Origin of the sequence: Umezawaea sp. Da 62-37, from assembly GCF_032460545.1 — a bacterium.
Lineage (GTDB): Bacteria > Actinomycetota > Actinomycetes > Mycobacteriales > Pseudonocardiaceae > Umezawaea.
The window spans coordinates 11549229-11562133 of sequence record NZ_CP135965.1; the positions used below are offsets into that span (position 1 = coordinate 11549229).

Annotated in this window: 14 protein-coding genes; 6 read left to right on the plus strand and 8 right to left on the minus strand. The window is 70.9% G+C overall.

Translation table 11 applies throughout. From position 1 onward, the window contains the following. Positions 1-91 precede the first annotated feature (91 nt). The 5 genes from RM788_RS51700 to RM788_RS51720 form a co-directional block, all read right to left on the minus strand. A complete protein-coding gene (locus RM788_RS51700) occupies positions 92-589 on the minus strand; it encodes a pyridoxamine 5'-phosphate oxidase family protein (protein WP_315929175.1) in 498 nt (165 codons plus the stop codon). A gap of 85 nt (positions 590-674) precedes the next feature. Further along, a complete protein-coding gene (locus RM788_RS51705) occupies positions 675-2096 on the minus strand; it encodes an MFS transporter (protein WP_315929176.1) in 1422 nt (473 codons plus the stop codon). Further along, positions 2089-2529 carry a MarR family winged helix-turn-helix transcriptional regulator gene (locus tag RM788_RS51710; protein ID WP_315929177.1) on the minus strand — a complete coding sequence of 147 codons (441 nt, stop codon included), beginning with the start codon at positions 2527-2529 and terminating at the stop codon, positions 2089-2091. Before RM788_RS51710 ends, RM788_RS51705 begins: the two co-directional genes overlap by 8 nt. Positions 2530-2659: 130 nt before the next feature. After that, complete coding sequence (locus RM788_RS51715) at positions 2660-2872, minus strand: DUF5703 family protein (protein WP_315929178.1); 213 nt, start codon at positions 2870-2872, stop codon at positions 2660-2662. After that, positions 2869-3840, minus strand: coding sequence for a YncE family protein (locus RM788_RS51720; RefSeq protein ID WP_315929179.1), 972 nt, complete (start codon positions 3838-3840; stop codon positions 2869-2871). The genes RM788_RS51715 and RM788_RS51720 overlap by 4 nt, the downstream gene beginning before the upstream one ends. Positions 3841-4033: 193 nt before the next feature. On the opposite strand from RM788_RS51720, the gene RM788_RS51725 reads away from it, so the two are divergent. Continuing rightward, positions 4034-5107 carry a M48 family metalloprotease gene (locus RM788_RS51725; RefSeq protein WP_315929180.1) on the plus strand — a complete coding sequence of 358 codons (1074 nt, stop codon included), beginning with the start codon at positions 4034-4036 and terminating at the stop codon, positions 5105-5107. Between the two features lie 10 nt (positions 5108-5117). Here RM788_RS51725 and RM788_RS51730 read toward each other — a convergent pair whose 3' ends face one another. Both RM788_RS51730 and RM788_RS51735 read right to left on the minus strand, forming a co-directional pair. Next, positions 5118-5966, minus strand: coding sequence for a LysR family transcriptional regulator (locus RM788_RS51730; RefSeq protein WP_315929181.1), 849 nt, complete (start codon positions 5964-5966; stop codon positions 5118-5120). Between the two features lie 31 nt (positions 5967-5997). Then, complete coding sequence (locus RM788_RS51735) at positions 5998-6978, minus strand: aldo/keto reductase (RefSeq protein WP_315929182.1); 981 nt, start codon at positions 6976-6978, stop codon at positions 5998-6000. A gap of 129 nt (positions 6979-7107) precedes the next feature. On the opposite strand from RM788_RS51735, the gene RM788_RS51740 reads away from it, so the two are divergent. The 4 genes from RM788_RS51740 to RM788_RS51755 all read left to right on the plus strand — a co-directional run bounded on the left by RM788_RS51740 (position 7108) and on the right by RM788_RS51755 (position 10401). Continuing rightward, positions 7108-8157 carry an LLM class F420-dependent oxidoreductase gene (locus RM788_RS51740; RefSeq protein ID WP_315929183.1) on the plus strand — a complete coding sequence of 350 codons (1050 nt, stop codon included), beginning with the start codon at positions 7108-7110 and terminating at the stop codon, positions 8155-8157. After that, the gene (locus tag RM788_RS51745) at positions 8154-8978 is read left to right on the plus strand and encodes an undecaprenyl-diphosphate phosphatase (protein WP_315929184.1); all 825 of its coding nucleotides are present in this window, start codon (positions 8154-8156) and stop codon (positions 8976-8978) included. Before RM788_RS51740 ends, RM788_RS51745 begins: the two co-directional genes overlap by 4 nt. 68 nt (positions 8979-9046) lie before the next feature. Further along, positions 9047-9754 (plus strand): histidine phosphatase family protein, encoded by a 708-nt coding sequence (locus RM788_RS51750; RefSeq protein ID WP_315929185.1) that lies wholly within the window; start codon positions 9047-9049, stop codon positions 9752-9754. A gap of 158 nt (positions 9755-9912) precedes the next feature. Continuing rightward, a complete protein-coding gene (locus RM788_RS51755; RefSeq protein ID WP_315929186.1) occupies positions 9913-10401 on the plus strand; it encodes a GNAT family N-acetyltransferase in 489 nt (162 codons plus the stop codon). A 68-nt stretch (positions 10402-10469) separates the two neighbouring features. On the opposite strand, the gene RM788_RS51760 is transcribed toward RM788_RS51755, so the two are convergent. Continuing rightward, positions 10470-12050: a M4 family metallopeptidase gene (locus RM788_RS51760; protein ID WP_315929187.1), complete on the minus strand. Its 1581-nt coding sequence runs from the start codon at positions 12048-12050 to the stop codon at positions 10470-10472. A 538-nt stretch (positions 12051-12588) separates the two neighbouring features. Between RM788_RS51760 and RM788_RS51765 the strand changes: the two genes are divergently transcribed. Beyond that, on the plus strand, positions 12589-12894 hold the full coding sequence (locus RM788_RS51765) for an ArsR/SmtB family transcription factor (RefSeq protein ID WP_315929188.1): 306 nt from the start codon (positions 12589-12591) through the stop codon (positions 12892-12894). Positions 12895-12905 lie beyond the last annotated feature (11 nt).

A 12905-nucleotide genomic window follows, 5' to 3' on the forward strand; every position in this document is an offset into this window, starting at 1 on the left:
GTTCCTGGCCGTGTTCACGACGGGGACGAAGTCGCGTGCGGGTTCTCGACGTCCCGCCGCGATGTTTTCACGCGAATCCCGGAGGAAGCCTTCAGACGCGCTGGCGCTCGGCCCTTCGCCGGGACAGCTCCTCGACCGCGCTCGGCAGGGTCGTCTCGAAGTCGATGAGCTTCGCCCACGTCGGCGTCACGACGATCCGGACCATGCCGTCGTAGAGCGACCGCACCTCCGCCTCCCACTCGACCCGCTGCTCGGGCGTCATCCCGTAGGCGCCGCTGGCCTGGACGAACTCGTCCGGGATGCCGTCCACGACGTCCAGCTCCGCCCGACCGCGGATGAGCAGGATCTTGGGCGGGTGCTCCTCGTTGTCGATCGTCAGGGCGACCGCGGGATTGGCGCGCAGGGCGTGGAGCTTCGGGGCGTTCTTCGCGGTGCACATGACGATCTCCGAGCCGTTCCAGGTGAACACGATCGGGACGTTGCGCGGCGTGCCGTCCTTGGCGACGTAGGCGAGCCGGGTCAGGGGACGGGCCAGCAGTTCCCGGCTGTACGGGCGGTTCAGGACCTCGGTGATCTCGTTCGGCTGCACTGTCGTTCCCCTCGTTGTCGGTGTTCTGGCCCTGGGACGCAGCGGGCGCCGGGTTCTCGACATCCGGAGGGCATCGATTTCGAAATCACGGCGCATCGGCCGGGATGTCCTCACGGGCCACGCGTCCCAGCGAGCGGTCGAAGACGGTCGACAGGAGGTAGAGCACGCCCGCGCCGAGCATGATCCAGGCGAGGTGGTGCATGCCGCCGGTGTCCGCGCGCTGTCCGAAGGACACGGCCGTCGTCGACGAGGCGACCATCGAGCCGACGTAGGCGAAGGTACGCAGCAGGCCCGCCGAGGACGCGGTGCGCTCGGGGTCGGCCTGGAAGTAGACGGAGTTCTGCAGGGCCAGGTTGTTGAGCCCCTGGGGGATGCCGAAGACCAGGGCGACCGCGACCAGCGCCCACACGGGGCTGTCCGCGGTGAGCGTCAGCATCACCCCGCAGGCGACGATCTGCCCGAGCGCGCCGACGAGCAGCTTGCCGCGCACGCCCTTGCGCCGCCCCGAGACGATCGAGACGCCGATGGCCACCAGGAACATCGGCGTCTGCACCAGCCCGGCGTGCGTGGGCGTGAGTCCGAAGCCCTCCTCGGTCCACTGGGTGAACCCGTAGAGGAAGGAGTACGCGACGACGTAGGCGACCAGCGAGCGCCCGTAGGTGGTCAGCAGCGGTGTGTTGCCGCCCAGCACCCGCAGGTCGATGAACGGCGTCGCGGCCCGCAGCTCCCGCACCCCGAACGCGGCGCTCGCGACGAGCACGATCACCAGCAGGTACCAGTCGCGCAGGTGCGGGTTCATCAGGAACAGCAGCAGCGAGAGGAGCGTCGCGGCGAACAGCGCCATGCCGGGCAGGTCGAGTTGGGCCGCGACGCCGTCGCGCCGCGGGGACTCGCTGGCGCGGGCCTCCTTGGGCAGTCGGAGCAGCCCGAGCACCACGGCCACGACGGCCAGCGGCACGTTCAGCGCGAAGGTCGCGCGCCAGCCCCCAAGCCCGATCAGCAGGCCGCCCAGCAGGGGGCCGATCACGGCGATGGTCTGGTTGGCGACCGCCAGCACGGTCAGCACCCCGCCGGGGCTGTCCCGCCCGGTGCGCTCGGCCTCGCTGCGCACCAGCGCCATCGCGGCGGGGTACCCGGCGCAGGTGCCGAACCCGAGCAGCACCCGCGAGGCGAGCAGCACCCCGATGTTCGGCGCCAGGGTGCCGACCACACCGGCGACGCCGACGAGGCTCGTGCTGAGGAGGAAGAGCCTGCGCGGCCCGAAGAGGTCGATGAGCCGCCCCATGACGGGCTGTCCGAGCGCGGTGGCCAGGTAGAGGGCCGAGACGAGCCACGCGGTCTGCGCGGGCGGGGCGCCCAGCGCGGCGCCGATGGGGACGAGCGTGACGGCGATGATCGTCGAGTTGATCGGGTTCAGGACCGAGCCCAGCACCATCGGCGGCAGCAGCCGCCGGTCGAACCCCGTGGCCGCCGCCCCGTCCCGTCCCCGCGTGTCGTGGTCAGTCACGGGTGAGGCGCTCCAGCACCGCCATGGCCGCGATCACGGCTCGCCGTTCCTGCTCGGTGCACTTCGCCTGGAGTTCACCGGCCAGCCATTCCTGCCGGGCCTGCCGCCCCTCGTCCACCCGCCGCTGCCCCTGCGCGGTCAGCGCGATCAGCAGCCTGCGCCCGTCGTCGGGGTCGGGTCGCCGTTCCACCAGTCCCAACGCGGCCAGCGCCGCGACCGTCGCGGTCATCGACTGGTGGCGCACCCCTTCGGCCGCGGCGAGCGCGCTGGCCGTGACGCCCTGCTCGCCGGACAGCCGGGCGAGCACGGAGGCCTGCCCGAGGGTGATGTCCTCGGCTTCGGCGGCGTTCAGGATGCGACGCCGCAGGCGGCTGATGACGGCGCGGACCTCGCGCGAAGCGCGGACCGCTGAGGGGGACGGGTGCTCGGCCATGCCGTCCACGCTAGAACCCGCAGTCCAAGTTGTACAGTTCCGGCTGTACACCTCACACCGCAGGCCAGGCCGAGGGCGTGCGAGTACCGCCCGGATGCCGCCGAGCGTGGGCCGGATCGCCGGGATGTGGCTAGATGATGACGCCGGGCATGCTCGCCGCACTGCGGCGGCGGCGCAGCCAGATCTTGCGGGTGCCGTCCCCGTAGAGCAGCACGCGGGAGAGCTCCCAGCCCGCGAACTCGGCGTGGATGGAGAGCTGGGTCGCTGCGGTGCGGCGGGAGACGCCGGGAGGCAGCCGCAGCGGCCGGTACTCCCAATCCCCGTCGGTCACTCCTTCGTTCACGGCGAGATCACCTGTATCCCTTGGCCGTCCGCGGATGCGACGAACACCCGCCCACTACCTGGATCGACCGCCACCGAATCGGGCTGGCGGACGGTGGGGAACCGGAACTCCTCGACCGGTTCACCACCGGCGACGTGGTAGGCAACCACTTCGTTCTTCTCGGTGAGCGTCACCCACGCCAGATCGGTGCGCGGGTCGTAGGCGAGCCCGTAGGGCCCGCCCGGCACGGGGTACCGCTGACGCATGATCAGCGGGTTCGCGGTGAAGGCGAGCAGTTCGCCGCCGCGGGTGTCGGTGACCAGGACGCGGTCGAAGCGGTCGGTCACGGCGTTGGTGGCGCCGTCGCCCGCGCGCAGACCGGCGCCGAGGGTGCCCGCGGCCGCGTCGAGGTCGAACACGGCGCTGCGGAGCCGGTCGAGGACGACCACGTGGCCGCCGACGACGAGGACCTGGTCCGGGCTGGTCACGGGGCCGACCTCGCGGTCGCCGACGCGGATCGAGTGCGCGTCGCGTTCGGCCACCAGCGTCTTGTCGCCGAGGACGGCCACGTCGGCCGGGCCGCCGTCGAACGGCTTGCTGGTGGACGTGGCGTCGGCGGGGGAGATGCTCACGACCACGTCACCGGTGGGGACGGCGGCCTCGATCCGGTCGCCCGCGACGACGAGGCGCGCGGCGGGGGCCGGGAGCGCGACGGTGCGCGGCGTGGCGTCCGGGAGCGAGAACAGCTGCACCGACGGCGGGGACTCGACCGCGACGGCCAGGACGCCGCCCGTGAACACGACGGCGGTGGCCTTGCCGGACAGCGGGAGGACGGTGCCCGCGGGTGCCGTCGCCTGGTCCGGTGACGGTGACGGAGTCGCCGACTCGAGCGTGGCCGCGACCTGGAGGGGGTCGCTCGGCTCCTCGCTCCTGGCGCAGCCACCGACCACTACCGCCCCGGTCAACAGCACAGCGGCCAGTCGACGCAACGTGGAACCTCCCAGCGGCCGGGTGACCCCGGTACCCCATTCGCGAAATGTCCCTCCAGCATCCACGACCGAACGGCCGCGGTCACGCAGGGGGCGGGTGTTCCCATTGGTCCACAGAGGTGATACTCCCCGGCCGCACGTAGCACCGGGCGTTCCGGCGCGACCATTCAAGTAGGGCGAATGGAGGTGCGCGATGACCGTCGGTGTTCTGCGCGACAGGCACGTCGAACTGCTCCGGCAGCACCGGGTGGCGGACGGCTTGCCAGCGGGGTGCGTGCGGCCGCTGCGTGCGGCCGAGCGCTACCACACGTGGTCGCAGGTCGCGGCCGAACCTGCTCTGACCAGGCTGAACAGGCTCTCGACCGTGCGATTAAGGCCGGACCCGTACACCGGGGCCGACCTGGGGGCGTCGCAGTGGGTGCTCGACGCGCAGGCCCCCGAACTGTTCGGCCTCGCGGAGGTCGCGGGCTGGGCGGTGCGCACGCCGTTCTACGCGGGGGTGTTCCCGACCGGGTCGATGAACGCGCTGTGCAGGCCGATGCCGGGCACCGGCGTGCTGGTGCTGGTCGACAGCGGAGTGCTCCACCTCGTACCCGATGTGCTGAAGATCATGATCGTGTCGCGGCCCGCTTTCGGTGACGCGCCGCTGCTCGACCCCGACCAGGCCGCCTCCGCGCTGGCGGAGGTCTTCAACGCCCACCTGTTCGGCAACGGGGCCGCCGCGGCCCGCCCGCTGCCCGACCTGTCGGGCCAGCGCCTCGACCTGCTGCGCCTCATGACCAGGCGCGCCACCCAGTTCGTCGTCGCCCACGAGATGGCCCACGTGCTGGCGGGCCACCTGATCGTGTCGTGGCGCCAGACCGATCCCAACACCCCCGTCGGCGCCCTCGACATGCAGGCCGTCGGCTGGCCCCGCGAGTACGAGGCCGACCGGATGGCCGCGCGCATCATGCTCGCCAGCCTCGACGGCCTGAGCCCCTGGGAGCGCGACACCGTCGAGCCCTACCTCGTCGGCGCGGTGCTCCTGGTGCTCGCGCTGCACGAGGTCGTGGCCGTCCTGGCGGATGCCGCGGGCCGCGTCCTGCCGTTCACCGGCAGCCACCCGCCGCCGCTGCTGCGCATCCGGGCGATGGTCGACCACCTCGCCGAACACCTGCGCGCCCCGGAGTCCATCGCCGTGGCGGCCGACCTGGCCACGTGGCTGGACGAGCGCGTTCCCGCGGTCCTGGAGTGGCTCACCATGGTCGACGTCCCGCCCCGCCCCTGATTGCCGGGGGTCACCCCGCGACGACGGCGGTGGCGGTGCGGACGAGGGCGGCGGTGGCCAGGGAACGGGACTGCTGGGGCCAGGCGATGACCAGGGTGGCGCGCGGGGCGTCGAGCACCGGGACGTAGGTGACGCCGGGGCGCGGGTAGCGGGCGGCGATGGACGCGGGCAGGAGGGTCATCAGGTCGTTGAACTCGACGTGGGCGAGGAGTTCGGGCAGGTCGCGGGCCTTGCTCCGCCTGGACACGTGGGCGAGGCAGCGGTCGAGGTCGCCGGGGTTGGCGGGGTCGAGGCCGGGGAGGTCGAGGTCGGCCAGGGTGACGTGGGCGCGCCGGGCGAGCGGGTGCGCCGAGGCGAGGGCGAGGACGCGGGGTTCGCTGGAGATGGTCTCGCTGTCGAGTCCGGTGTGGTCGAACGGCTCGTAGAGCAGCGCGACATCGGCGTGGCCCTCGCGCAGCAGCCGGGGGTGCTCCTGCCAGCCGCACAGGCGGATCGCGACCGGCTCGGCGGCCGGGTCGGACGCGTACGCCGCGAGGATCGTCTCCAGGATCCCCGAGGCGTTGTCGGCCTTGACCGCGAGCACCGTCTTGGGGTCGGGGTCGGCCGCTCGGCGGGCTCGGCGACCCGCCGCCTCCAGGGCTTCCAGGGCGATCCTGGCCTGGTCGAGCAGGACGGCCCCGGCGGGCGTCAGGGAGACGCTGTGGGTGGTCCGCTCGAACAGGGTGACGCCCAGTTCGGCCTCGAGCTTGCGGATCGCGCGGGACAGCGGCGGCGAGGCGATGCCCAGCTTCTCGGCGGCGCGGGTGAAGTTCAGCTCTTCTGCCACGGCCACGAAGTAGCGCAGCGGTCGGGATTCCACGACACCCACTCTCCCAGGCCGACGGCGGAAATCACCCCATCGGGCGTTCGGGGTAGGCGAGTTCGACGGCGCTCACGTCGTCCAGCGCGGACCGGATCGCGGGCGGCAGGGTCAGGTCCTCGGCCGCCAGCGACCCGAGCAGCTGGTTGGTGTCGCGCGCGCCGACCACCGGCGCGACCACGCCGGGGCGGTCGCGGACCCACGCCAGCGCCACGCACAGCGCCGACGTCCCCAGCCCGTCGGCCGCGGTCGACACCGCCTGGACGATGCGGGACGCGCGGTCGGTGCGGTGCTGCTCCACGTACCCGGCCAGGTGCGCGGAGGCGCCGCGGGAGTCGGGAGGGGTGTTGCCGTTGCGGTACTTGGCGGTGAGCACGCCGCGCCCGAGCGGGGCCCAGGGCAGCAGGCCGATCCCGTGGTGGGCGGCGGCGGGGACGACCTCGCGCTCGACGCCGCGTTCCAGCAGGGAGTACTCGACCTGGGCGGAGATCAGCGGGGCGCGGCCCGCGACGGCGCGCTGGGTGGTGGCGGCGGTGCCCAGCTGCCAGCCCGAGTAGTTGGAGATGCCGACGTAGCGGACCTTTCCGCTGCTCACGGCCGTGTCGAGGGTGGCGAGGGTCTCGTCGAGCGGCACCGACTGGTCCCACGCGTGCAGCTGCCACAGGTCGATGTGGTCCACGCCCAGGCGGCGCAACGACCCGTTGAGGGCGCCGAGCAGCGCGGCCCGCGACGCGCCACCGCCGAACGGGCCCTCGTTGCGGCGGGCCACGGCCTTGGTCGTGATGACCACCTCGTCGCGCGGGACGACCTCGCCGAGCAGGCCGCCGAGGATGCGTTCGCTCTCGCCCTCGACGTAGACGTCGGCGGTGTCCACGAGCGTGCCGCCCGCCTCGGTGAAGGCCATCAGCTGGGTGGCGGCCTCGTCGGCGTCGGTGTCGCGGCCCCAGGTCATCGTGCCCAGCGCCATCCGGGAGACGCGCAGGCCGCTGCGGCCGAGCTGTCGGTGTTCCACGGGGCGAGCGTAAGGGCTCCGACCTCGCCAGGTCGGGAGCGTCGTGGATCTTCACCGTTCGTGCCGGACGTGACCGGCGTCACCGGGGGTACTCCGGCAAACGGTGTTACCGGCCGGTACGGTCAGTCGGTGCGATTGGGACTGAACCTCGGATACTGGGGCGCCGGCAACGACGCCGACAACCTCGAACTCGCCAAGGAGGCCGACCGGCTCGGCTTCTCGGTGGCCTGGGCGGCGGAGGCCTACGGCTCCGACGCGCCCACCGTGCTGTCGTGGATCGCCGCGCACACCGAGCGCATCGACATCGGCAGCGCCATCCTCCAGATCCCCGCGCGGACACCCGCGATGGCCGCGATGACGGCGGCGACCCTGGACACCCTGTCCGGCGGCCGCTTCCGGATGGGCCTCGGCGTGTCCGGACCGCAGGTGTCGGAGGGCTGGCACGGCGTCCGCTTCGACAAGCCGCTGGCCCGCACGCGCGAGTACGTCGACATCGTGCGGCTGGCGCTGCGCCGCGAGAAGCTGCGCTACGAGGGCAAGCACTACACGCTGCCGCTGCCCGACGGTCCCGGCAAGGCGCTCACGCTGACCGTCCACCCCGTCCGCGAGGAGATCCCGATCTACCTCGCCTCGGTCGGCCCGAAGAACCTCGAGCTCACCGGCGAGATCGCCGACGGCTGGCTCGCCCTGTTCTTCTCCCCGGAGTACTCCCAGGACTCCCTCGCGGCGGTCAAGGCCGGTCGCGAGAAGGCGGGCAAGTCCATGGAGGGCTTCGACATCGTGCCGACCATGCCGATGTTCGTCGGCGAGGACTGGCGCGCGCTGGCCGACCGGGTCCGCCCGTACGCGGCGCTCTACGTCGGCGGCATGGGCAGCCGCAAGCAGAACTTCTACAACGACCTCGCCTCCCGGATGGGCTTCGAGGCCGAGGCCGCCGAGGTGCAGGACAAGTACCTGGCGAGAGACTACGAGGGCGCCATGGCCGCGCTCCCGGTCGAGTTCCTCGACGCCACGTCGCTGCTCGGCACCAAGGAGCGGATCGCGGAGAAGATGCAGGCGCTCGCCCAGGCCGGGGTCACCACGTTGACCATCACCCCGATGCTGCAAGATCTGGAGCAGGGAGTCGCGGCGCTGCGCACCGCGGTGGAAGCTCTGGATCTGGCAGGAGTGGGTAGTTGAGCTGGTTGCAGGCCCTGGTCCTCGGACTGGTTCAAGGACTTACCGAATTCCTACCCGTGTCGTCGTCGGCGCACTTGCGGATCACGTCGACGTTGTTCTTCGGCAACGACGCGGGCGCGTCGTTCACGGCGGTCATCCAGCTCGGCACCGAACTGGCCGTGCTGATCTACTTCGCCAAGGACATCGGGCGGTTCATCTCCGCCTGGTTCCGCGGCCTGTTCAGCGCCGAGGCGCGCAAGGAGAAGGACTACCGGCTGGCCTGGTACGTGATCATCGGGTCCATCCCGATCAGCGTGCTCGGCTACATCTTCAAGGACGAGATCCGCACGTCCGCGCGCAACCTGTGGATCACCGCGACGATGCTGATCGTGTTCGGCCTGCTCCTGGGCCTCGCCGACCAGCTCGCCAAGCACGCCCGTTCCGAGCTGACCATGAAGGACGCGATCGGCATGGGGTTCGCCCAGGCCCTCGCGCTCATCCCCGGCGTCTCGCGCTCCGGCGGCACGCTCACCGCGGGCCTGTTCCTCGGCTTGGACCGGGCGGCCGCGGCGCGCTACTCGTTCCTGCTGGCGATCCCGGCGGTGTTCGGCGCGGGCATCTTCAGCATCCCGGACGTGCTGGAGCGCGGCGGCCCGAACGACGCCTCGATCCCGCAGATGATCGTGGCCACGGTCCTCGCGTTCGCGGTCGGCTACGCCACGATCGCGTGGCTGCTCAAGTACGTCTCCAAGCACAGCTACTCCGCGTTCGTCTGGTACCGGGTCATGCTCGGCATCGTGCTCATGGGCCTGCTGTCCACGGGCCTGCTGCCCGCCACCTGACGCGAAGCGCAGTCGCGAAGGCCACCATGTCCGCATGGTGGCCTTCGCGCCATCTAGGGTGGATCCCCGTGGCCACCGTGATCCTCCTTCGACATGCCCGTTCGACCGCCAACGGCTCCGGCGTCCTCGCCGGCCGCACCCCCGGCGTCTCCCTGTGCGAGAAGGGCGAGGCGCAGGCCATCGGACTGGTCGACCGGCTCAAGGGCATCCCGATCGACGCCGTCGTCGCCTCGCCCATGGACCGCTGCCAGCAGACCATCGCCCCCCTGCTGGCCGACCGCGGACTGGTCGCACTGACCGAGCCGCAACTGGCCGAGGTCGACTACGGGAGCTGGACCAACCGGGCCATCAAGGACCTCCTCGACGAACCGCTGTGGAAGGTCGTGCAGCAGCACCCCTCCGCGGCCGTGTTCCCGGAGGGCGAGGGCCTCGCCACCGTGCAGGCCAGGGCCGTCGCCGCCATCCGCGCCCACGACGCCCGCGTCACCGCCGAATTCGGCCCCCGTGCGGTGTGGCTGGCGTGCAGCCACGGCGACGTCATCAAGTCCGTGCTGGCCGACGCCCTGGGCGTCCACCTGGACGGCTTCCAACGAATCGTCGTCGACCCCGCATCAGTATCGGTCGTCCAGTACACGGAAACCCGCCCGTTCGTACTGCGCTCCAACGACAACGGCGGCGACCTCTCCGGTGTGGTCCCACCCCCCGAGCACAAGCCGTCGTCCTCGGACGCCGTAGTCGGCGGAGGAGCGGGCGGAGGAGAGGACGCGGCGGTGTAGGTCGCGCCCGACCGGGCTGACCCCGTTCTGAGCAGGCTGCCAGCAGGCCCGGTGTCGAGGACAAGCCCAACAGGCCCGGTGTCGCGCTGCCGCCGAAGCACCACGCGGACACTGGCGCCCACAGGCTGAACTGTCGTGCCCTTCCTTAATGTCGGGGCATGACGGACATCAGCCTGCGGGTGTGGGACGAAGGCGACCTGGGGTTGCTGCGGGAGCTGAACGCCGGGACGCCCACCGCGTTGGGCGGGCCGGAGTCGGACGACGCGGTGGTCGACCGGCACCGGCGCTACACCGAACTCTCGACGCAGGACTCCGGCCGCATGTACGTGGTGCTGCGAGGCACCAGCACCGCAGGCTCCATCGGCTTCTGGGAGAAGCAGTGGCAGGACGAAGCGGTCTACGAAACCGGCTGGCACGTACTGCCGGAGTTCCGCGGGCAGGGGGTCGCGGCACATGCGGCCGTGGAGATCGCCCGAATCGCCACCGACCTGGGAACGCGCAAGGAACTCCACGCCTTCCCACCCGTGGACAACCCGCCGTCGATCGCGGTGTGCCGCAAAGCGGGGTTCGCCTCGCGAGGCGTGCACGACTTCGAGTACCCCAAGGGCACCTGGATCCGCTGCGAGGACTGGTGGCTGCCGTTGTGACCCGCGGACCTGCCGGGGCCCGGACCGTGCAGGGGAGTGCGGTCCGGGCCCCGGTCGTCCGGCGGGGTCTACTTGACGTTGACCGCGGCCCACGCCCTGTTCACCGCGGCGTACTCCGCGCTGCTCGCCCCGTACAGCTCGGAGGCGGCGGCGAGGGTGCCGGTACGCGCGGCGGCGTACTTGGTGCTGGAGGTGAACTTGGTGGTCAGCGCGCGGTACCAGATCTTCTCGGCCTTGGCGCGGGTGATGCCGGTGACGGCGGCGCCGTCGTAGGTCGGGCTGTTGTAGGCGACGCCGTTGATGGTCTTGGCGCCGCTGCCCTCGGACAGCAGGTAGAAGAAGTGGTTGGCGATGCCGGACGAGTAGTGCACGTCCAGGCTGCCGACGGTGGAGGACCAGTAGTCCGCGGACTTGCCGTCCTTCGAGGGCTTGTCCATGTAGCGCAGGGGAGCGCCGGTGCCGCGGATGTCGATCTTCTCGCCGATGAGGTAGTCGCCGACGTCGGAGGTGTTGGCGGCGTTGAACTCGACCGTGGTGCCGAAGATGTCGCTGGTGGCCTCGTTCAGGCCGCCGGGCTCACCGGAGTACACCATGTTGCCGGTCGCGGACGTGACGCCGTGCGACATCTCGTGACCCGCGACGTCCAGCTCGGTCAACGGCTTCGCGTTGCCGACACCGTCGCCGTAGGTCATGCAGAAGCAGCTGTCGCTCCAGTTGGCGTTGTTGTAGGCGTTGCCGTAGTGCACCCGGCTCATCGCGCCGACGCCGTTGTTCTTGATGCCGCTGCGGCCGTGGACGTTCTTGTAGTAGTCCCACGTGGCCGCGGCGCCGTAGGCCGCGTCGACACCGGCGGTGGCCTTGTCGCTGATCGCGCCGTTGCCCCACTTGTTGTCGGCGTCGGTGAACAGCGTCCCGGTCCCGGTGCCGTTGGCGGAGTTGTTGACCGTCTGGTTGCCGCGCAGCGGGTCCTTGAGCTGGTAGGTCGACCCGGACAGGGTCGTCTGCAGCTTCACGGTGCCGCTGTACTGGCTGACACCGGTGCCCTCGACGTGCATCACGCGGTCTTCGCTCATCAGCACCTTGCCGGTGGTGGCGTCGGTGTAGACGTGCAGCTCGCTCGGCGACTGGTCGGCCTTGATCCCGGTGAGGACGACCTCCCAGGCCAGGGTCGGAGCCTGGTCGATGGCGAACACGACGAGCTGCGGCTCGGCCTTCGACCACTGCGCGCCGGTCTCGGCCGCGAGCACCGACGTGGTGGCGTCGGGGGCGGCGATCGCGGGCTTGGTCGAGACGTCGAGCTTCGCCTCGGTGGCGCGGTCGACGGAGGCGAGGTCGCCCGCCTTCGTCTGGTGCACGACGAGGTCGCCGCCGACGACGCGCAGGCCGTCGAACGTGCGGTCGTAGCGGAAGTGCCTGGTGCCGTCGGGGTCGGTGACGACATCCTTGACCACGAGCTGCTCTTGGCTGCTCAGGCCCAGTGCGGAACTCACCATTCCGGTTTGCGAGGCCGCCAGGCTCAGGGTGCCCGTGCGGTCAAGCGTCGCCGATGAGTCCGCGGCCGACTGCGGTGCGGCGGTGGCTGTGAGACCACTGACCGTCACCAGGGCGGCGGACACCAGGGCCGCGTAGCCCAGGGTCATGCGTTTCATGGACGCTCCTGTTCCAGTGCAGGGGGAATCCGCCTGTCCGTGGAATTCCACGAATTGGGCGAACGCCGAGGAACATCCCGGCCAACATCGGTGCTGACCGGGAAATCGATCGTATTGCCGCCCCTGCATGGGTAAATCGTCTCCCACGATGTGGGATCGCTTCAGATCCTGAGCGATATCGCGGGAGTTCGGGTCATCCCGCGTCCGGATATCAAATGAAATGCCAGCTCAGACTGCCTGGAAACGTCATGGCAACAATGGTGGGCAAGCGCGCGAAAGGACCATTCGTGTTAGGCCTTGTGGGCCAGCCCATTGGTCTAGGACATGTTTAGAGTTAATGACAGTGGGTGTTCGATCCATCACTCGGGATGTCCGATTTTGCCAATTGGATGACCGGATTTCACAACCCGCCCGAGCAGAGGGGCGGGGGAAGCTGTCCACCGCGTGCGCCGCGCGAGCGGGCCGACCCCGTCCGGGCGGGGTCCGCGTGGTCGAACACGCCGTTTCGACGGTGGTCGATGCCGGCTAGCATGCGGACATGCGGGCCTTGCAGCACCCGGAAGTGGACTCGGTGGAACTCACGACGGTGTTGAGCGCGCTGGCCGACCCGGTGCGGTTGCGGATAGTCGCGGAGCTGGCGCGGGCGGGCGGGGTCGTGTGCGGGCAGTTCGACGTCCCGGTCAGCATGTCGACCCTGTCGCACCACCTGAAGGTCCTGCGCGAGGCAGGGGTGCTGCGGGTGACGCCCCAGGGCAGCTACCGGACGCACGAGCTGCGGATGGACGAGATGGAACGCCGCTTCCCCGGCGTGCTGCGGTCGATCACCGAGGCCACCGCGAGCTGACCGCCCCACGA